The 19,676-nt window shown below is 70.3% G+C and carries 16 protein-coding genes and 2 pseudogenes; 12 read left to right on the top strand and 6 right to left on the bottom strand.

The window, feature by feature from the left end; all coding sequences use genetic code 11:
- Nucleotides 1-8 precede the first annotated feature (8 nt).
- The 7 genes and pseudogenes from LRS04_RS14065 to LRS04_RS14095 all read left to right on the top strand — a co-directional run bounded on the left by LRS04_RS14065 (nucleotide 9) and on the right by LRS04_RS14095 (nucleotide 5,724).
- Complete coding sequence (locus tag LRS04_RS14065; RefSeq protein ID WP_257816903.1) at nucleotides 9-329, top strand: copper-binding protein; 321 nt, start codon at nucleotides 9-11, stop codon at nucleotides 327-329.
- Between the two features lie 610 nt (nucleotides 330-939).
- Nucleotides 940-1,404, top strand: a pseudogene (locus LRS04_RS14070) (TonB-dependent receptor plug domain-containing protein); the annotation flags it as partial.
- Nucleotides 1,405-2,029: 625 nt separating this feature from the next.
- A pseudogene (locus LRS04_RS14075) lies at nucleotides 2,030-3,058 on the top strand (TonB-dependent receptor domain-containing protein); the annotation flags it as partial.
- Nucleotides 2,965-3,594: a TonB-dependent receptor domain-containing protein gene (locus tag LRS04_RS14080; protein ID WP_257819119.1), complete on the top strand. Its 630-nt coding sequence runs from the start codon at nucleotides 2,965-2,967 to the stop codon at nucleotides 3,592-3,594. The pseudogene LRS04_RS14075 and the gene LRS04_RS14080, both read left to right, overlap by 94 nt.
- A 68-nt stretch (nucleotides 3,595-3,662) precedes the next feature.
- Nucleotides 3,663-4,370 carry a PepSY domain-containing protein gene (locus LRS04_RS14085; protein WP_257816904.1) on the top strand — a complete coding sequence of 236 codons (708 nt, stop codon included), beginning with the start codon at nucleotides 3,663-3,665 and terminating at the stop codon, nucleotides 4,368-4,370.
- Nucleotides 4,367-5,125 (top strand): PepSY domain-containing protein, encoded by a 759-nt coding sequence (locus LRS04_RS14090; protein WP_257816905.1) that lies wholly within the window; start codon nucleotides 4,367-4,369, stop codon nucleotides 5,123-5,125. Before LRS04_RS14085 ends, LRS04_RS14090 begins: the two co-directional genes overlap by 4 nt.
- 17 nt (nucleotides 5,126-5,142) lie before the next feature.
- Entirely contained in the window at nucleotides 5,143-5,724 is a 582-nt protein-coding gene (locus tag LRS04_RS14095; RefSeq protein ID WP_257816906.1) for an NADPH-dependent FMN reductase, read from the top strand.
- On the opposite strand, the gene purU is transcribed toward LRS04_RS14095, so the two are convergent.
- The 3 genes from purU to LRS04_RS14110 all read right to left on the bottom strand — a co-directional run bounded on the left by purU (nucleotide 5,714) and on the right by LRS04_RS14110 (nucleotide 7,844).
- Nucleotides 5,714-6,559 (bottom strand): formyltetrahydrofolate deformylase, encoded by an 846-nt coding sequence (gene purU / locus LRS04_RS14100; RefSeq protein WP_257816907.1) that lies wholly within the window; start codon nucleotides 6,557-6,559, stop codon nucleotides 5,714-5,716. The genes LRS04_RS14095 and purU overlap by 11 nt on opposite strands.
- 4 nt (nucleotides 6,560-6,563) lie before the next feature.
- Nucleotides 6,564-7,022 carry a type II 3-dehydroquinate dehydratase gene (locus LRS04_RS14105; protein ID WP_257816908.1) on the bottom strand — a complete coding sequence of 153 codons (459 nt, stop codon included), beginning with the start codon at nucleotides 7,020-7,022 and terminating at the stop codon, nucleotides 6,564-6,566.
- Nucleotides 7,023-7,121: 99 nt separating this feature from the next.
- Complete coding sequence (locus LRS04_RS14110; protein ID WP_257816909.1) at nucleotides 7,122-7,844, bottom strand: N-formylglutamate amidohydrolase; 723 nt, start codon at nucleotides 7,842-7,844, stop codon at nucleotides 7,122-7,124.
- Between the two features lie 74 nt (nucleotides 7,845-7,918).
- Between LRS04_RS14110 and LRS04_RS14115 the strand changes: the two genes are divergently transcribed.
- The gene (locus LRS04_RS14115) at nucleotides 7,919-8,821 is read left to right on the top strand and encodes a transglutaminase family protein (protein WP_257816910.1); all 903 of its coding nucleotides are present in this window, start codon (nucleotides 7,919-7,921) and stop codon (nucleotides 8,819-8,821) included.
- A gap of 37 nt (nucleotides 8,822-8,858) precedes the next feature.
- Nucleotides 8,859-9,668: a transglutaminase family protein gene (locus tag LRS04_RS14120; protein WP_257816911.1), complete on the top strand. Its 810-nt coding sequence runs from the start codon at nucleotides 8,859-8,861 to the stop codon at nucleotides 9,666-9,668.
- Here LRS04_RS14120 and LRS04_RS14125 read toward each other — a convergent pair.
- Entirely contained in the window at nucleotides 9,665-11,563 is a 1,899-nt protein-coding gene (locus LRS04_RS14125) for a TonB-dependent siderophore receptor (RefSeq protein WP_257816912.1), read from the bottom strand. The two genes, LRS04_RS14120 and LRS04_RS14125, sit on opposite strands and share 4 nt — an antisense overlap.
- 104 nt (nucleotides 11,564-11,667) lie before the next feature.
- Here LRS04_RS14125 and LRS04_RS14130 point away from each other — a divergent pair, with 104 nt between their 5' ends.
- The 3 genes from LRS04_RS14130 (at nucleotide 11,668) to LRS04_RS14140 (ending at nucleotide 15,882) form a co-directional block, all read left to right on the top strand.
- Nucleotides 11,668-13,773, top strand: a complete 2,106-nt coding sequence (locus LRS04_RS14130; RefSeq protein ID WP_257816913.1) for a winged helix-turn-helix domain-containing protein — start codon at nucleotides 11,668-11,670, stop codon at nucleotides 13,771-13,773.
- A 121-nt stretch (nucleotides 13,774-13,894) separates the two neighbouring features.
- A complete protein-coding gene (locus LRS04_RS14135) occupies nucleotides 13,895-14,623 on the top strand; it encodes a peroxiredoxin (protein WP_257816914.1) in 729 nt (242 codons plus the stop codon).
- Nucleotides 14,545-15,882: a hypothetical protein gene (locus tag LRS04_RS14140; protein ID WP_257816915.1), complete on the top strand. Its 1,338-nt coding sequence runs from the start codon at nucleotides 14,545-14,547 to the stop codon at nucleotides 15,880-15,882. Before LRS04_RS14135 ends, LRS04_RS14140 begins: the two co-directional genes overlap by 79 nt.
- A gap of 160 nt (nucleotides 15,883-16,042) precedes the next feature.
- On the opposite strand, the gene scpA is transcribed toward LRS04_RS14140, so the two are convergent.
- Complete coding sequence (gene scpA, locus LRS04_RS14145; RefSeq protein WP_257816916.1) at nucleotides 16,043-18,199, bottom strand: methylmalonyl-CoA mutase; 2,157 nt, start codon at nucleotides 18,197-18,199, stop codon at nucleotides 16,043-16,045.
- Complete coding sequence (locus LRS04_RS14150) at nucleotides 18,196-19,605, bottom strand: methylmalonyl-CoA mutase family protein (RefSeq protein ID WP_257816917.1); 1,410 nt, start codon at nucleotides 19,603-19,605, stop codon at nucleotides 18,196-18,198. The genes scpA and LRS04_RS14150 overlap by 4 nt, the downstream gene beginning before the upstream one ends.
- Between the last annotated feature and the right edge of the window lie 71 nt (nucleotides 19,606-19,676).

Here is a 19,676-nt window from a genome sequence, read left to right on the forward strand (position 1 = left end):
GTAACCCGATGAAGTTCGTTCTCGCCGCCACCGTGCTCGCCCTGGCCACGCCGGCGCTCGCCCAGCATGGCGAACACGCCGGCCACGGCGCCCATGCCGCTCATGCCGCGCCGGCCGCCACGGTCCAGGGCACGGGCGTGCTGAAGAGCATCGACGCCCGCGCCGGCACGGTGACCATCGCCCACGATCCGATCAAGGCGCTGAACTGGGGCGCCATGACCATGCCGTTCAAGGTCGCCGATCCGGCTCTGCTGAAGGCCGCGGCGTCGGGCGACAAGGTGACGTTCCAGCTCAAGGGCCAGCAGATCGTCGCGCTCAGCAAGCGCTGAGCCCGGCCCAGGCGCCCTGGTCAGCGGCCAGGGCGCTTTTTTCCTGAGGGCGCGGCGCGGCCGTGCGTATCCCCAGTGACGCCGGCCCGCGCGGTCGAGCCTTCAGACCCTGCCATGCGACGCATGCGCAGATGACGTCATGTATTCGTGCAATAATCCTACAGCATTCCGCCAATCACGCGGAGTGATGCTGTGTGGTTTCTCAGGCAACGAGACACCCGAAGGTTGAATGTGGCGAAGAATGCGACCTACAGAGGCCGTGCGTCACGATGGCGCACCGTCCGCATTCTATGTGATCATCAATTCCGCAGCGGAGTGATTGCCTTATGACAGCGCTGCGTGATTGGAAGTCATTACGCATCGACCAAAAATAACCATGTCGATGCTTATATGTCGGCGTTCTGCGCAAAATTGTGTCGTGAATCTCGGGGATCAGACGGATATGAGCGCGAAATCGAGCTAATCTAGGGATTCCGGTGCCCTTTCGTGGGCGTCCTATTTGTATAGACATTATTGACAGCCGATGGCGGGAGGAGACCTGTTGTCGGCGCACGGATCGACCCGCCAGGGAAGCGGGCCGGCCGTCTCGCGGGATTTCGAGGGGGTAGGTATGAAGCGGTTCACCAAGCAACTCCTGTTGGCCAGCGCGTGCGCCACTGTCGCGGCGGCGGGGCCGGCGTTCGCGCAGGATGTCGACGAGGTCATCGTCACCGGCAGCCGGATCAAGCGCGCCGACATCGAGGGCGTCGGCCCGGCCACCGTGGTGCAGGAGAAGGAGATCGCGGCGACGGGCATCGTCAACGTCGAGAACCTGCTCCAGCGGCTGCCCGCCGCGGCCGGCTTCGGCGGCAACCAGACCAACGCCTACTGGAGCTCGCGCGGATGGGGCACCGCGACGGTCAACCTCCGCGGGCTCGGCATCAACCGCACGCTCGTGCTGCTGAACGGACGCCGCCTGGTGAACGGCGGCACCGGCGCCAACAGCGCCCCGGACCTGAACACCATCCCCACCGCCATCATCGGCCGCATCGAGGTGCTGAAGGACGGGGCGTCGGCGATCTACGGCACCGACGCGGTCGCCGGGGTGGTCAACATCATCACCCGCGAGAACTACGAGGGCTTCGACATCTCGGCCCGTTACGCGATCTCCGATGAGTGGGACGGCGACGACCGCACCGTGGATGTCTCCTACGGCTGGGTCGGCGAGCGCGCGAGCCTGTCGGTCGCGGCGACCTGGCAGAAGACCGACGCGGTCAATATGGCGACCCGCGCGCCCTGTCCTCTGAACGGCGCGTCCGGCACGCTGATCTGCCTGGGCAGCGGCTCGACGGCCGGCGGCCGGGCCTCGCTGGCCAACGGTCAGATCGTCAATTTCACGGGCGGCAATTCCTACGCGCCCTACAGCGCCGCCCTGCACGGCTACAACGGCAATCCGTTCATCAATGCGGTGAACCCCATCGAGCGCTACACGACAGGCGCCTTCGGGAAATTCGACCTTACCGAGGATGTCGAGCTGTTCGGCGAAGCGCTCTACACCCGGCGCGAGACCGAGCAGCTCTCCGCGCCGGGGACCCTGACCAACCTGGCGATCTCGGCGTCCAACCCGACCAACCCGACCGGCCAGAACATCAACGTCATCCAGCGCCGCCTCGTCGAGGGCGGGCCGCGCATGGCCTTCCAGGGAGACCGACACCTACCAGGTCACCGGCGGCGCGCGCGGCAAGCTGTTCGGCGATTGGACCTGGGAAGTGGCCGCCAACTGGGGCCGCAACGAGGGCATCGACGGCTTCACCAATATCGCCAACCGGCAGCGGGTGGCCCAGACGATCAACACGTCGGTCTGCAGCTTCGCGACCGGCGCCGCCATCCCCTGCGCCGACTACCTCGGGCCGGGCGACGTCTCCAAGGCTGTGGTCGACTACATCCTCACGACCACCGTGGACCACGGCGGCAACGAGACGCTCAACCTGACCGGCGACGTCACCGGCACGCTGTTCGAGCTGCCGGCCGGGCCGCTGCAGATGGCCGCCGGGGTCATGTCCCGCGAGGACAAGGGCTGGCGCGATCCGGACCCCCTGATCGTCGCCGGCATCGCGAACTCGAACCAGCAGAGCCCGATCAAGGGATCCGTTAAGGCCAAGGAAGCCTATGCGGAAGTCGCGGCGCCGGTGGTCCGCGACCTGCCTCTGGCGGAAATGGTGCGCGTCGACGGCGCGATCCGCTATTCCGACTACGAGCGGTTCGGCAGCGACACGAACTACAAGCTCGGCCTGGACTGGACGCTCGGCTGGGGGATCCGCGCCCGAGCCACCTGGGGCACTGCCTTCCGCGTGCCGAACGTGGCCGAGCTGTTCAGCGGCGTCACCCAGGGCAACCTGACCACCACCGATCCGTGCAGCCGCTATAGCACCAGCACCAATGCGACCCTGCGCGCCAACTGCCAGGCCGCAGGCGTGCCGGCCAACTACATCCAGCCGAACAACACCATCCTGACCACCACCGGCGGCAACGAGAACCTCAAGCCGGAATCGGCCGAGACCCTGACCATCGGGGGGTCTGGGAGCCGCCGCTGGTCCCCGGCCTGTCGCTCACGGTCGACTACTGGAAGATCGAGATCGAGGACGCGATCCGTTCGATCCCGGGTTCGACCAAGCTGTCGGTCTGCTACAACACGCCGAACCTGGCCCACCCGTTCTGCAGCCCGGACAACTTCACGCGCAACACGGTGACGGGGGAGGTGAGCTTCCTGTCCTCGCAGCAGGTCAACGTCGGGGCCGAAACGGTCCGCGGCGTCGACGCCGCGGCCCGCTACAACTTCGACCTGATGGGCCGCTCGGCGACGCTCGACGCCGGCGTCACCTACCTGAAGGACTACACCATCGTCCCCTATCCGGGCGGTGCGCCGATCTACTACCGCGGCTTCATCGGCGGCGGGAACGGCGGCTATCCGAAGTGGCGCGGCCTGACGAGCTTCACGCTCGACGACCCGCGCTGGAGCGCCACCTACTCGATCCAGTGGATCGGCAAGGCGACCGACTTCAACGCCGCGCCGACCGCCATCGGCTTCCGGACGGACGACGTGTTCTACCACAACGCCCAGGTCTCCTGGCGCGCGACCGAGCAGGCGGTGGTGGCCTTCGGCGTCGACAACATCTTCGAGCCGGAGCCGCCGTTCATCCCGAGCTACACGGACGGCAACACCGACACGATGGTCTATGACCTCCTGGGCCGGCGCGGCTATGTCCGCCTGACCTACAGCTTCTGAGGCCTCTGGCCGCGGGCGCCGCCGGGACCCCAACTCCGGCGGCGCCTGCCTTTCTTGCGAGAAGATCCATGCGTTGGCCGGCCCTGGCCCGAAGCACTCATAAGTGGCTCGCCCTGATCGTGGCGATCCAGGCGGTCTTCTGGACGCTCAGCGGCGTCTACATGACCGCTGTCCACATCGACATCATCCACGGCGACCGGCTGGTGAAGGCGGTAGCGCCACCGCCCATCGCCATGGCCGGCCTCGTCGAGCCGGCGCACCTGGCCCACCTCGCGCCCGGACTGAAGAGCGCCACGCTGGACACCCAGCTCGGCCAGCCGGTCTATGTGGTCCAGGCCGAAGGAGGGCCGGCGCTGTTCGACGCCCGCACCGGCCAGAAGATGTCACCGCTGAACGCCGAGCAGGCCGCCGCCCGGGCGAAGGCCCTGTTCGCCGAGGACGGCGCGGTGGTCTCGACCCAATACGTCACCAAGGCCCCGCTGGAGATCCAGACCCGCCCCGTGCCGATCTGGCGGGTGGAGTTCGAGGGCGCCTGGAAGCCGACCTTCTACATCTCGCCCTTCACGGGCGAGCTGGTGTCGCGCCGGCACGACCTGTGGCGCACCTTCGACTTCGTCTGGATGCTGCACATCATGGATTACGACGACCGGCAGGACGTGAACAACCTGCTGATCCGCGTCTTCACCTGGCTCGCCGTCGCCACCGCCGGCACCGGCGGCTGGCTCCTCCTCTACAGCTTCCGCCGCAAGCGCCGCGTGCGAAAGGCCGTCGCATGACCTGGTCGCCCATGTTCCTGATCCGCTGGCTGCACAAGTGGTTCGGCCTGGTGCTCGGCCTGCAGTTCCTGCTGTGGTCGGTGAGCGGCGCGGTGATGGCGCTCCTCGACCACCACAAGGTGGCCGCCGAGGACGCGATCCTGCCGGTGGCCCAGCTGCCGGCGCCGGCCGGAATCCAGCCGCTGGCCCGCGTCGTCGAGACCGCCGGCGGGCCGGTCACCCGCCTGCAGCTGAAGCCGCTCTATGACCGGTGGGTCTACGAAGCGACCACCGCGTCCGGCGTCCGGCTGGTGGACGCCGCCAGCGGCGCGCTGATCCCCATCGATGGCTCCAAGGCCCGCGAACTGGCGGTGGCGCGCTTCAGCAGCCAGGCGCCGGTCGTCTCGGTCACCCATGTGGCGAAGCCGACGCTCGAAACCCGCGACATGACCCTGCCGGCCTGGCGGGTGCAATTCGCCGATCCGGACAACACCGCCGTCATCGTCTCGGCCGCCACGGGCGAGGTCCTGGGCGCCAAGAACGACACCTGGCGGCTCTGGGACATCGCCTGGATGCTGCACATCATGGACTACAAGGAACGGCAGAGCTTCAACCACCCGCTGATCATCACGCTGGCGTTCGCGGCCGCCTGGCTGGCGCTGAGCGGGCTGATCCTGCTGTTCCGCAGCTTCCGGCGCTCGGACGTGGCCTGGGTGCTCGACCCGATCGAGAAGATGACCGAGAAACGCAAGACGGCCCGCGTGGAGGCCGGCTAGGCGCGGCAGGAGCAGACATGGCGGCGGAGACCCTGAAGATCCTCGGCTTCGCCGGCAGCCTCCGGAAGGGCTCCTACAACCGGGCCCTGATCCGTGCGGCCCAGGCGCTGGCGCCCGATGGCCTGGTCATCGACGTCCACGAGATCGACGACGTCCCGCTCTACAACGGGGACGTGGAGGCCGAGGGCGACCCGCCGGGCGTCGCCGCCTTCAAGCGGGCGATCGGGGCGGCGGACGGCGTGCTGATCGCCACGCCGGAGTACAACCACGGCGTCCCGGGCGTGACCAAGAACGCCATCGACTGGGCTTCCCGCCCGCCGCGCGGCGCGGCCCTGGCCGGCAAGCCCGTCGGCCTGATCGGCGCCTCGCCCGGCATGACCGGTTCGGCGCGCGGTCAGAGCCAGCTTCGCCAGGCCTTCGAATTCACCAACTCGCCCTGCATGGCCCAGCCGGAGCTGCTGGTCGCCCGCGCCCACGAGAAGTTCGACGAGGCTGGCCAACTCACCGACGCCGAGACGGCGAAGTATCTGGTCCGCTATCTGGAGGCCTTCGGCGACTTCGTCCGCCGCTGCCAGGCCGGGGCCGCACTCAGTCGGTGAACACCACGGTCTTGCGGCCGTTCAGCAGCACCCGGTCCTCCAGGAACCAGCGCACCGCGCGGGCCAGCACCCGGCGCTCGATGTCGCGGCCCTTGCGGATCAGGGCGTTCGGCGTGTCGCGATGGCTGATGCGCTCCACGTCCTGCTCGATGATCGGGCCCTCGTCGAGGTCGGCGGTGACGAAGTGGGCGGTGGCGCCGATCAGCTTCACGCCGCGCGCATGGGCCTGGTGATAGGGCTTGGCGCCCTTGAAGCCCGGCAGGAACGAGTGGTGGATGTTGATGCAGCGGCCGGCCAGTTTGCCGGCCAGATCGTCGGACAGCACCTGCATGTAGCGGGCGAGGATGACGAGGTCGGCGCCGGTCTCCTGGACCAGGCCCCAGATCTGCGCCTCCTGCTTCGCCTTGGTGTCGGGCGTCACCGGCAGGTGCTTGAAGGCGATGCCCTTCAGGTCGGTGTGCGGGAAGGTGGAGGCCGGGTGGTTGGAGACCACGGCGGCGATGTCCATAGGCAGCTCGCCCTGCCGCCAGCGCCAGATCAGGTCGGCCAGGCAGTGGTCGGTCTGGGAGGCGAGGATCATCACCTTCCGGGGCTGCCTGGGGTCGCGCAGCGTCCAGTCCATGGAGAGCTGGCCGGCCAGGTCGCCGAAGGCGGCGCGGAGCGCCTCCAGGTCGTCGCCTTCGCCCAGGTCGAACACCACGCGCATGAAGAAGCGGCCGGTCTCGCCGTCGTCGTACTGCTGGGCGTCGAGGATATTGGCGCCGCGCTCGTAGAGCAGGGCGGCCACGCGGGCGACGATGCCCGTGCGGTCGGGGCAGGAGAGGGTGAGGATCATCGATTTACGCGGGACTCTGGGCCTTCAGGCGGCGGGCGATGAAGTCGAGGGCGAGTTCGTAGCCGTGGACGCCGAGGCCGGCGATGACGCCGGTGGCGGCCGGGCTCATCAGGCTGTCGCCGCGCCAGGACGCCTCGGTCTCCGCCCGCTTGTGGATGTTGGAGATGTGCACCTCCACCACCGGGCACTCGCACATCTTCAGCGCATCGAGCACGGGCACGGAATTGTAGGACAGGCCCGCCGGATTGATGATCACGCCGCCGGACTTCCGCGCCTCCTGGATCCAGTCGACCAGTTCGTCCTCGCGGTTGGACTGGCGGAAGACCAGTTCGACGCCTTCGCGCGCGGCGATCGCCTGGCAGCGCTGTTCCACGTCGGCCAGGGTGTCGCGGCCATAGATCTCCGGCTCCCGCTGGCCCAGCAGGTTCAGGTTCGGACCGTTGAGTACATAGATGCGGGCCATCGCCGGCTCCCCTCCCGAAGTGGGCGCACGCAATAGCCGATCCTGGCGCGATGTGCACATGCAGAAGGCCTGAGGCCCGGTGAAGCGGGCCTGCGCGCCTCAGGCGGGTCCGAGGTCCTCCAGCGCGCGGGTCAGCACCCGGGCGAGCAGGTCCGCGACCTCCGCCTGGCCGGCCGGAGCGGCGATGAGATCCTGGCGGACCTCCAGCTCCACATAGTCCAGGCCGCGGGCGTGGGCGTGGTGCGGCACGGTGAAGTCCGTGCCGTCCATCCTGTAGGGCTGGTTGTCGCCCACCTCGCCGGCCAGGGGCTCGGCCCGCAGCCGCGCCAGCACGGCGCGCGAGAGCGGCGAATCCTCCAGGTGCAGCACGCCGAACCGCCACGGCCGGGCGAATGCGTCCATCACCGGGGTGAAGGAATGGAGCGCGACGAGGCAGGTCCTCCTGCCGGCGCGCTGGTCGAGCTGGCCGGCGATCGCCGCATGGTAGGGGCGGACGATCTCGTCGACGCGCCGGGCGCGCTCGGCCGGCGTCAGATGCTGGTTCGCGGGAATGGTCGTGCCGTCGCTGACCTCGCAGATAGCGTCCGGCCGCCCCGGGTCGCGGTTGCAGTCGATCACCAGGCGGGAATAGCGCTGGCGGACGAAGGCGGCGTCCAGCAGGGCGGCGAGACTGGCCCCCAGGCCGGCGACCCCGATGTCCCAGGCGATGTGCCGTTCCCAGTCCTCGGCGGCCACGCCCATGTCGCCCAGCGCCGCCGGCGTCTCGCGCCCTGCATGGTCGCCCACGAGCAGAAACGGGGAGGGGGCGCCCGGATTCAGCACAGCCGACGGGCTCGGGTCGCCTGCGACGAGCAGGCGCGTGGACGGAGCCCTGGAATCGCTCGAACCCTTTTCCAATGCCGGTCGTCTCCATCCGTCACCTGACCACCTACCGGTACCGCAAGCCGGTGAGCTTCGGCGAGCATCGCATGATGTTCCGGCCGATGGAGAGCCATGATCAGCGGCTGCTCTCCGCCGAGGTGAGCATCAGCCCGACGCCGGACATGCTGCGGCACGTGCACGACGTGAGCGGGGCGACCGTCGGCGTCGCGCGCTTCAACGGCCGGGCCGAGCAGCTCGCCTTCGAGAGCCGCGCCCGTCTGGACCACCGGCCGACCGCCGCGTTCGAGCTGGAGGGCGAGGCGACCCTCGCGCCCGGGGAGGCCTTCGCCTACGCGCCCGACGACCTGGCGGAGCTGTCGCGCGCGATCCAGCGCCGGCACGCCGATCCCGACGGGGCGGTCGCGGCCTGGGCCCAGCGGTTCGTGCGCGCCGCCGGCCGCACGCCGCTCCTCCAGGCGATGAGCGACATGACCCATGCGATCCGGGGCGAACTCGCCTACGGCATCCGCCTGCAGGGCGCGCCGCAGTCGCCGATCGAGACCCTCGAAACCCGCCGCGGCAGCTGCCGGGACTTCGCCGTCCTGATGATGGAGGGCGCGCGCAGCCTCGGCCTCGCGGCGCGCTTCGCCTCGGGCTACGTCTACTCGGCCTCGCCCAAGGCGGGACGCAAGGGGGCGGGCACACCCACGCCTGGACCCGGGTCTATCTGCCGGACAGCGGCTGGACCGATTTCGATCCGACCAACGGGATCATCGGCAACACCGACCTCGTGCGGGTGGCGGCCGTCGTCGATCCCCGCCAGGCCCTGCCGCTGCACGGAACCTGGGCAGGCGACGCCGGAGATTACCTCGGGATGGACGTCGAGGTGGATATCTCGCTCGAGGCCGCTTCCCTGGCGCAACCTGCATCGCACCTGAGAGTTGCGCAGACGGGTTGACGTGAAGAGGAGCGCGGATGCGCATCAGGGCCGGTTACGAGATTTCCTACGACTCGCCGGCGCCCACCCCGATGCTGCTCATGCTCAACGTGCGGCCCGAATTGCGGGGCCACCTCGAGTCCCCTGACACGATCTTCACCGACCCGCCGGTCCCGGTCCGCCTCTACACCGACCTGTTCGGCAACACCTGCGCCCGGCTGGTGGCGCCCGCGGGCCGCCTGACGCTGTCCTCCGACTTCGTGATCCGCAGCGACGAGGCGCCGGACCCCGTCGTTGCCGACGCCGTGCAGCATCCGGTGGAGGATCTCCCTGACGAGGTCATCCAGTTCCTGCTCGGCTCGCGCTACTGCGAGACCGCGCCGCTGAACGACCTCGCCTGGAAGCTGTTCGCGGATACGCCGCCGGGCTGGGCGCGCGTGCAGGCCATCGTCGACTACGCCCACCAGCGCATCACTTTCGGCTACGAACACGCGCGGCCGACCAAGACCGCGCACGAGGCGCACGAGGAAGGCTGCGGCGTCTGCCGGGACTACGCCCACCTGGCCATCACCCTGTGCCGGTGCATGAACATCCCGGCGCGCTACTGCACGGGATACCTGGGCGACCTTCGCGTGCCGCCGTCGGGCGCGCCGATGGATTTCAGCGCCTGGTTCCAGGTCTGGCTGGGCGGCGCCTGGCGGACCTTCGACGCCCGCCACAACAAGCCAAGGGTCGGCCGCATCCTGCAGGCGGTCGGGCGCGACGCCACCGACGTGGCGATCACCACCCATTTCGGTCCCTCGGCGCTGGTCGGCTTCAAGGTCATCACCGAGGAGCTTCCGGCCTAGCCGAACGTCACGCTGATCAGCGCCCGGACGGTCCGGGGCGCGATCGGCCAGAGCTGGGTGGAAGGCGAGGCCCAGTAGCCGTCGGTCCCGGTCACGTTCGAGGCCAGCACCCGGAACAGCGCCGCGTGGCCGCCGAGGTCGAAGCGCCGCCGCGCGCCGACGTTCAGCAGGGTCACGTCCGGGGTCTTGTAGATGTTCTTCGTGTCGGCCCAGCGGGCGGAATACCAGGAGAGCTGGGCGTCCAGGCTCCAGCCGTCGCCGAGCTGATGCTCGACATTGAAGTTGGCGACCTTGTCCGAAATGCCGATCGCCTCGTCGCCGACCATCCCGGCCTCCACCAGCGCGCCGGTCACCTTCGGCTCAAAGACGACGGCGCCCAGGACGACGCTGGTCCGCGCGCTGAGCTGGCCGGCCAGTGAGGCTTCCAGCCCCCGGTGCGCCACCTCGCCGACCAGGCCGAACGACCCGTCCGGCCGGAAGCCGGTGGTCGGCTTGGAGACGTCGAAGAGGGCGCTGATGAAGGTCAGCTGGCTCGTCACGGCGTGGCGCACCCCGACCTCGAACTGCTCTGCCTCCACCGGCGCCAGGACCTCGTTGCGGTTGGTGGCGGTGTTGGGCGCGATGCCGGTCTCCTCGAGGCCCGTGACCCAGCTTCCGAACAGGCTCGTGCGGTCGTTGAAGCTCCAGATCGCGGACGCATTCCAGAGCGTGGTCTCGTCGATGCCCGAGGTGGTGACGCCGGAGAGCGTGTCGACGGTCTTCTCGTAGCGGGTGCGGTGCGCGCCCAGCCGGAACTGCAGCCTGTCCTTCCACACCAGGCCGTAGCCCAGCGAGCCCGTCACCTGCTCGACGGTGTCCAGGCCGCGCTTGCCGGCCCACACGGGCTCGTCGGACGGCGGCGGGGCGTCGTCGATGTCGAAGGCGCCGATCGGCACGGGGACGGTGGTGGCCAGATCGACCTTGCTCTTCCGCCAGCGACCCGAGGCGCTGACGAGGTGGCTGAGGTCGCCCTGGCGGAACACGCGGCTCGCCTTCGCCTCGCCGCTGTCGGACACATTGGTCTTGCCGGGGCTGAGGAACAGGGTGGCGAAGGCGTTCCCCTGGTCGTCGAGGCTGACGACCGTGAAGTCCTGCCGGTCGGCGTCGTAGATCGAGCGGAAGGCGGAGAGGTCCAGCGACGTGCCGGCCAGGTCGCCCTTGTAGATCGCGCCGAAGTTCAGGTTCGCGGCGTCCACCGTCGCCCACTCGGGCGAGTAGTTGAAGAACGGCTGCGGGGAGGGCGGGACGGCGGGCTGGGCGGCCTTCATGGTGTAGTCGCCGTCGTACTTGCGGTCGTAGAGGCTGACGAAGGCCTTCAGCACCTGGGTCTCGGTGATCCGCCAGCGGGCGACGCCGCCGACGTCGAACGCCTTGCCCTCGGTCCCCGGGCCCCACGACACCGAGGGGCGCCAGACGAAGCCGCCGGCCACGCCGAACCGGGCGTCGTCGGTGGACCAGGAGCCGTTGGCCTCGAGCGTCTGGGTCCAGTAGTCGCGCAGGCCCCCGCCGACCGTCAGGCTGTTGGTCGCGGCCGGCTCGCGCAGCCGGTAGTTCACCACCCCCGACGGCGACGGATAGGCGAGGCGCGCCGCGTTCACGCCGACCCGCACGCCGACCCCGGCCAGCACCGGATCGTTCAGCGGCGAGGCGCGGGCGAAGTAGGCGTCGTCGATCCGGTAGGCGCCGGTGCCCTGGAGGTCGAAGCCGCGCACCTGGCCCTCGCCGTAGAGGCCGAGCTGCTCGATACCCACACGCTCGCCGAAGGCGTCGGCGGCCGACCGGACGGCGCTTTCCTGCGCCAGCGCGGGTGAACCGATGAAAACGGTCGCCAGGAGCGCGGCCTTCAAACGTGACATTGCTGTAATCCCGCCTGTCTCTGCTGTTCAGACGGGGCGATCTGTCGGAGATTGCGCCGGGGACGGCGTGGCTGCGGGCGTGATTTATTCGTGATGGTTTCGCGATGAACGAGCACGTTGCGCTCGGTTGGCCGAGCCTGAACCTGGCGAGGGAGATGCCCTTTGGCCTGGCGGGGACCCACGTGCGCCCGGCCGCGCTGGAGGTGGAGACCGCCGGTCAGGTCACCCAGCTCGAGCCCCGGGTGATGAAGGTCCTGGTGGCCCTGCACCGCTCGCGCGGCCAGCCGGTGAGCCGGGACGAGCTGATCGACATCTGCTGGAACGGCCGCATCGTCACGGAGGGCGCGCTGAACCGCTGCGTGGCCCAGCTCCGCAAGGCGCTGTCGTGCAATCCCCGCATCCGGCTCGATACCATCCCGACGGTCGGGTACCGGCTGCAGGCCAGCGCCGAGGTGCATCGCGTCGCGCCGCCCGCCGCGGTCGCGGGCGCGCCGGCGGTCGCTCTCGACGAGCCTGCGCCGGCGCCCGAGCGCCGCCTGCCGCGCAACCTGATCCTCGGCGGCCTCGCCGCCGTCGCCGCGGCGGCCGCGGGCCTGTGGTTCCTCCTGCCGAAGCCGGTGGACTGGACGGCCGCCGGCTACCATCCGCTGACCGCCGAGCAGGGGGTGGAGACCCACCCGGCGCTGTCGCCCAGCGGCGAGCAGATCGTCTACAGCCGCCGGCCGGACGCCTCGGTCCGCCGCGACCTCTACATCCGCGGCGTGGAGCAGGGGACGCCTGTGCGGATCACCACCGATCCGGGCGACGACATCAGCGCGGTCTGGTCCCCGCGGGGCGACCGCCTGGCCTTCATTCGCGTGCCGGCGAGCGGCCCCTGCACGGTGATGGTGACCCCCGTGCCGGCGGGCGCCGAGCGCAGCGTGGCGCGGTGCCAGCAGGCGACCTACACGCGGGTGAGTTGGCTCGACGACCAGACGCTGGTCATCGGCGATCGGCCGACGACGACCGACATCTGGCGGATCCGGGCCATCGACATCCGCACCGGCGCCGCCCGCGACCTGACGACGCCCGACCCCGCGACCCTGGGCGACTCGGACCCCGCCGCCTCGCCCGACGGCCGCTACGTGGTCTTCCGCCGGAGCATCATGCACGGAGCCGACGATCTCTTCCTGATCGACGTGAGGACGGGGCGCGAGCGGGCGCTGACCACCGACGGCTGGAAGGCGGCGGGCTACGTCTGGTCGGCGGACGGACGGCACATCTTCTATTCGTCCAACCGGGGCGGCGAGTTCGGCCTCTGGACGATAGACACCCGGACCGGCGACCCGCCGAAGCGGATCAGCCTGGGCCTCGGCCAGGTCACCTTCAGCCGGATGTCCATCGACGGCCGCAACCGCCTGGCCGTGGAGGCCCCTCGCGGCCGCACCAACCTCGCCTGGCTGGGCGCCGGCGGGACGCTCACCCCGATCACCACCGAGGCCGGGACCGACTGGGACCCGGAGGCCGCCGCCGACGGGACGGTGGCCTATGTCTCCAACCGCAGCGGGGCTCCGGAGCTGTGGGTCACCCGGCCCGACGGCCAGTCGGTGCGCCTGACCTCGATCGTCGGCAGCTACCTGAACGCGCCGGCCTGGTCCCCGGACGGCCAGAGCCTCGCCTTCGTGGCGGTGAAGGGCCGGCGCTCGGACATCTACACGGTCGGCCGCGACGGCTCGCGGCTGCGCAGCATCACCTGGGACGGCTTCGACAAGCTCGACCCGGTCTGGGGCCCGGGCGGGCGGCTCTACTACCTGGAGCGCCAGGGGACGGCCTACCGGCTGATGGAGCTGACGCCGGGCGCCGAGCATGCGGCGCCGGTGGCCGCGGGCGCGGGCTTCCGCAACCTGCGCGCCGGGCCGGACGGCCGTCTCTACGGTCTCAGGGCCGCCGGCGGGACCGTCGTGGGCCTGAACGGCCCGGCGCCGCCGGTCCGTGTCGGCTCAGGCGAGGCCTGGACCGTCGGGCGCGACGGGATCTACGTCCTGACGCCCCGGCGGGACCAGGCGGCGGCGGTCTGGCTGCACCCGTGGTCGGGGCCGGCCCGCAAGCTGGCGGACGTGCCGGACAACGGCGGCGGCTTCCTGGGGACGGCGCCCGACGGGCGGGTGATCGTCGCCCAGACCCTCGACGACCAGGTGGACCTGGGCCTCTTCGATCTGGCCACGGATTAGGCGGCTCAGGCCGGCGCGGCCGTGCGGCGACGGAAATTTTCGTGTAACACGCATACCGCAAGTTCGGATTTGCAGCGGAGTCGGGCGAAGACCTGCCCCGCGTCGAACGAGGAAACCGTCGATGACCACCGCCCGCCTAGCTGTCCTTGGCCTCGTGGCCTCCACCGCCCTCGTGGCGAGCTGCACGACGGACAATCCGGCCGCGCCGAACGCGCTGGCCCAGGGGTCGCCGGTCGCCGCCTCGGCCCCGGCCCAGGTCGACAACTTCATGCTCGTCGACCAGGACTTCGAGGCCCACGAGCTCTACCGCCTGGCCGACGCCAGGCTGATCGCCATCGTCAGCCACGCGACGGGCGACGCCGAGGTGAAGCGCCTGGCCCCGGCCCTGACCGCGCTGCGCGACCGCTACGCCGCCCAGGGCGTCGAGGTCCTGCTGATCAACTCGAACCTCAAGGACGGCCGCGAGGCGATCGCCGCCGAGGGCCTGGAGCTGCCGGTCCTGATGGACGTGCACCAGCTCGTCGGCGAACAGCTCGGCGTCACCCGCTCGGCCGAGCTCCTGCTGGTCGACCCGAAGACCTGGACGGTGACCTATCGCGGCGCCGCGGCCGACGCGGACGCCGCCGTCGCCGCCGTCCTGGCCGGCCAGGCGCCCCGGCGGCCCGGGCCAGCAAGGGGATCGCCGTCGCCTTCCCCGAACGCGCCCGCCAGGCGGAGTTCGCGAAGATCTCCTACGCCAAGGACATCGCCCCGATCCTCACGGCCAACTGCGTGGCCTGCCACTCCGAGGGCGGCATCGGCCCCTTTGCGATGTCGAACTACGACATGGTCAAGGGCTTCGCCCCGATGATCCGCGAGGTGATCCGCACCGACCGGATGCCGCCCTACAACGCCGATCCGCATGTGGGGAAATTCTCGGACAACAAGAACCTGACCGCGGCCGAGGTGAAGACCCTCGTCCACTGGATCGAGGCCGGCGCGCCGCGCGGCGAGGGCGCTGACCCGCTGGCCGCCCACAAGGTGGTCGCCGCCGAGTGGCCGCTCGGCAAGCCGGACCTGATCCTCAACATCCCGGCCTACAAGGTGCCGGCCTCCGGTATCGTCGATTACCAGCGCCCCTACACGGTCAATGAGCTGACCGAAGGCAAGTGGATCCGCGCGACGACGGTGAAGCCGGGCGACCGGCGCGCCGTGCACCATGTGCTCACCGGCTGGATGAAGGAGGCGCCGAAGAACGGCGTGGCGTCCGAGACCAACTGGCGCGGCTCGGTCGGCGGCTATGCGGTCGGCGCGGAGTCCAACATCTTCGGCGGCGACGTGGGCACCTACCTGCCGGCCGGCGGCGCGGTCGGCTACCAGATGCACTACACGCCCTACGGCAAGGAGACGGTCGATAACTCGCAGATCGGCGTCTATTTCCGGAAGGACCAGCCGAAGTACATCATGCGCAGCGTGGTGGTGATCGATCCCACCATCGAGATCGCCCCGAACACCGCGCGCCACCAGGAGGTGGCCTACGTCGAGTTCCCCAAGGATGCGCTGCTCTACTCGGCCTTCCCGCACGCCCACTACCGGGCCTATTCGAACGACCTGTGGCTGCAGACGCCGGACGGCAAGAAGACCCGGCTGCTGACCCTGCCGCGCTACGACTTCAACTGGCAGCGGGCCTACACCTTCGCCGAACCGGTGAAGATCCCGGCCGGCTCGAAGCTGATCGCCCACTACGTCTACGACAACTCCAAGCGGAACCCGTCCAACCCCGACCCGACGATCAAGGTCACCTGGGGCGAGCAGAGCCACGAGGAGATGCTGTTCACCTCGCTGAGCTTCCGCTGGCTCGACGAGACGGCCGAGAAGCAGATCGACTCGGAAGCCCGGTTCGCCGAGACCCGCATGTTCGGGATGATGGACGACAATCTCGACGGCCGGCTGCAGAAGGCCGAACTGCGCGGCCAGATGGGCAAGATGATGCTGACCTTCTGGGACCGCATCGACACGTCCAAGGACGGCACGATCGACAAGGCCGAGCTGAAGGCCGCCCAGGCGCTCCTGCCGCAACGCCGCCGCCAGGCGGCCGATGGCCCGAACGAGAACACCCCGCTGGGGTAACCGCCATCCCTCCCCTTCAGGGGAGGGGCAGGTCGCGGAACGCGACCGGGGTGGGGAATTCGCGCTCAAGCTCCGACATCGGAGCCTGGCCCATACACCCCCCACCCGGCGGCGCTTCGCACCGTCCACCCTCCCCTGAAGGGGAGGGATTGGACGGCTTCTACTGCGCCGCTTCCTGCGCGTAGCCGAGCAGCTCGTTCAGGCGCTCCAGCACGGTGATCGCGGCCTCCGGCACCACGGTGCCCGGCGTGAACACCGCGGCGACGCCCATGTCCTCCAGCGCCTTGAAGTCCTCGGGCGGGATCACGCCGCCGACGACCACCAGAATGTCGGGCCGGCCGAGCTTGGCGAGCTCGTCCTTCAGCTCGGGGACGAGGGTCAGGTGCCCGGCGGCCAGCGAGCTTGCGCCCACCGCGTGGACGCCGTCCTTCACCGCCTGGGCGGCGGTCTCGGCGGGGGTCTGGAAGAGGTCGCCGATGTCCACGTCGAAGCCGAGGTCGGAAAAGCCCGAGGCGATCACCTTCTGGCCGCGGTCGTGGCCGTCCTGGCCCATCTTGGCGACGAGGATGCGCGGCTTCCTGCCGTCGGCGTGGACGAAGCCCTCCACCATGGCCTTGGCCCGCTGGGCGGCCGGCGTCTCGCCGGATTCACGGAGGTAGACGCCCTTCACCGCGTCGGCGCGGGCCTTGTGGCGGTTGAACACGCGCTCCAGCGCATCGGAAATCTCGCCCACCGTGGCTTTGGCGCGGGCGGCGTTCACCGAAAGCTCCAGCAGATTGGCGTTCGCGGCCGCGCCGTTGGTCAGCGCCTCCAGGGCTTGGCGGACGGCCTCGGGGTCGCGCTCGGCCTTCAGCCGCTTCAGCTTGGCGAGCTGCTGCTCGCGCACGGCGGTGTTGTCGACCTTCAGCACCGGGATCTCGTCGGCGCCTTCCGGGCGATAGCGGTTCACGCCGACCACCGACTGGAGGCCGCTATCGATGCGGGCCTGGGTGCGGGCCGAGGCCTCCTCGATCCGGCGCTTGGGCAGGCCGTCCTCGATGGCCCGCGTCATGCCGCCCAGCGCCTCGACCTCGGCGATGTGCTCCAGCGCGCGCGCCGCCAGGTCGGCGGTCAGGCGCTCCACGTAGTAGCTGCCGCCCCAGGGGTCGATGACCCGGGTCTGGCCGCTCTCGAGCTGGATGAAGAGCTGGGTGTTGCGCGCGATCCGGGCCGAGAAGTCGGTGGGCAGCGCCAGGGCCTCGTCGAGCGAATTGGTGTGCAGACTCTGGGTCTGGCCGCCGGTGGCCGCCATGGCCTCGATCACCGTGCGGGGCACATTGTTGAACACGTCGTGGGCGGCCAGCGACCAGCCGGAGGTCTGGGTGTGGGCGCGCAAGGAGAGCGAACGGCTGTCCTTCGGGTCGAAGTTCTCCCGCATCAGCTTCGCCCAGAGCAGGCGCCCGGCCCGCTGCTTGGCGATCTCCATGAAGGCGTTCATGCCGGCGTTCCAGAAGAACGACAGGCGCGGCGCGAACTGGTCGACGGTCATCCCCGCCGCGACGCCGGCGCGGACGTATTCGACGCCGTCGGCGAGCGTGTAGGCCAGCTCCAGGTCGAGCGTCGCTCCGGCTTCCTGGATGTGGTAGCCGCTGATCGAGATCGAGTTGAACCTCGGCATCTCGGCGCTGGTGTAGGCGAAGATGTCCGAGATGATCCGCATCGAGGGCGCGGGCGGATAGATGTAGGTGTTCCGGACCAGGAACTCCTTCAGGATGTCGTTCTGGATCGTCCCCGACAGCGCCTTGTGGGCGACGCCCTGTTCCTCGCCGGCCACGATGTAGAGCGCCAGGATCGGCAGCACGGCGCCGTTCATGGTCATCGAGACGCTCATCTTGTCGAGCGGGATGCCGTCGAACAGCGTGCGCATGTCGAGGATGGAATCGATGGCCACGCCGGCCATGCCGACGTCGCCCTTCACCCGCGGATGGTCGCTGTCGTAGCCGCGGTGGGTGGCGAGGTCGAAGGCCACCGACAGGCCCATCTGACCGGCCGCCAGGTTGCGCCGGTAGAAGGCGTTGGAATCCTCGGCCGTGGAGAAGCCCGCGTACTGGCGGATCGTCCACGGGTTGGTCAGGTACATGGTCGGATAGGGCCCGCGCAGGAACGGGGCGAGGCCCGGATAGGCGTGGGCGATGTCCAGATCGGCGATGTCGGCCGGGCCGTAGGACGGCTTCACCGCGACGCCTTCCGGCGTCTCCCAGGCGGCGGCGGTCGGCGCGGCGCCCGGGCCGATGTCGGCGTCGAACGGCAGGGTGGAGAAGTCGGGGAAGCTCGTCATTGCGCGGCCTCGAACTGTTCCGCGATGCGGATGGGCGCCAGCGGCGGGCAGGCGGCGTCGGGGCCGGGCAGGCGGGGCGAGGGGGCGTCGACCGCCGTGGGCTCGCTCCGGTCCACCTCTACGGGGCTCTCCTTGTCCGGCGGGAAGGCGTTGACGCCGACCAGCTTCGGGGCGGGCCGCGCGGCGTTGGCGGCGTCCACCTCCCGGGCGATCAGGCCGGACGTCAGCGCGGCGATGATCCCGCCCGCGGCCTCGATCGCCTGGAACTTGGTCCAGGCGGCCCGGGCGATCTCGTCGGTCAGGGCCTCGATGTAGCCGGCGCCCGCCGCGGGGTCGGCGACCCGGCCGATGTGCGCCTCCTCCATCAGGACGAGCTGGGCGTTGCGGCTCTGGCGGCGCGCGAAGGCCGTGGGCCGGCCGATGGCGTCGGTGAAGGCGCCCAGCACGACCGCGTCGGCCCCGCCGGCCGCGGCGCCGAAGCCGGCGGCGGTCAGCCGGATCATGTTGGTCCAGGCGTCGCGGGCCGCGAGCATCCGGCGCGAGGTGCGGGCCTCTATGCGCGCCAGGCCGTCGGCGCCGGAGGCGATGGCGAGGCGCGCGAAGACCGCGCGGGCGGCGCGCAGCTTGGCGATGGTCACGAAGTAGTCGGCGTCGGCCGAGAGCCCGAGCGTGATCCGGGCGAGCGCGTCGCGCACCGGCATCCCGGCGCGGACCAGGGCCTTGGCATAGGCCAGGGCGGACGCCGCGGCGAACGCCACTTCCAGGGCCTCGCCGCCGCCGGCCTCGTGGACGACGCGGCCCGAGGCCAGCATGAGCTGGGCCTGTGGATAGGTTTCGGCCAGGCGCACGCCGACGGTGGCGGCGCTGACCAGATGGCTCTCGATCGGACCGGGGCTCGCGCCCGTTTCCGCGAAGGCCGAGAGCGGGTCCATATGCAGGTTGAGCTTCGCGCCCGGCGAGGCCTTGGCGACGGCGCCCAGCCAGTCGGCGGCCTTGGGGCCCAGGAACCCGGCGTCGAGGGCGACCGGCGCCAGCTCGACGATCACCCCCTGCAGCACGCGGGCGAGCCCCTCGGCGGAGCCCACGGCGACGCCCGCCTCGCCGGTCGGGTCGATCTTCACCACCGTCGACGCCGCGCCGCCTTCGAGGTCCGCCAGGATCTCGGCGTTGGCCCGGGCGGCGTCCGGTTGCGCCGTAAGCGTCCGGACGTCCCAGGCGCGCGTCTCGTCGAACGGACGCGGCGGGAAGGCCGCCGGCGCGTCGGCGGCCGGGTAGAGGGGCTGGATCGGCAGCCCCTCGACGGTGGTCTTCTGGAGGCTCTCGAACGGCGCCTCGCCGAGCGTCTTGGCGACCAGGACGCGCCAGGCGTCCTCGCTGGCGGGCGGGAAAAGGCTGGTTTCGGCCATGGGGGGAGATGGGCCGCAACCGCCGGGGGCGTCAAGCTCACGCAAGGACAGCTATCAACCGGAATCGCCTG

The sequence above is a fragment of the Phenylobacterium sp. J367 genome, from assembly GCF_024699985.1.
Lineage (GTDB): Bacteria > Pseudomonadota > Alphaproteobacteria > Caulobacterales > Caulobacteraceae > Phenylobacterium.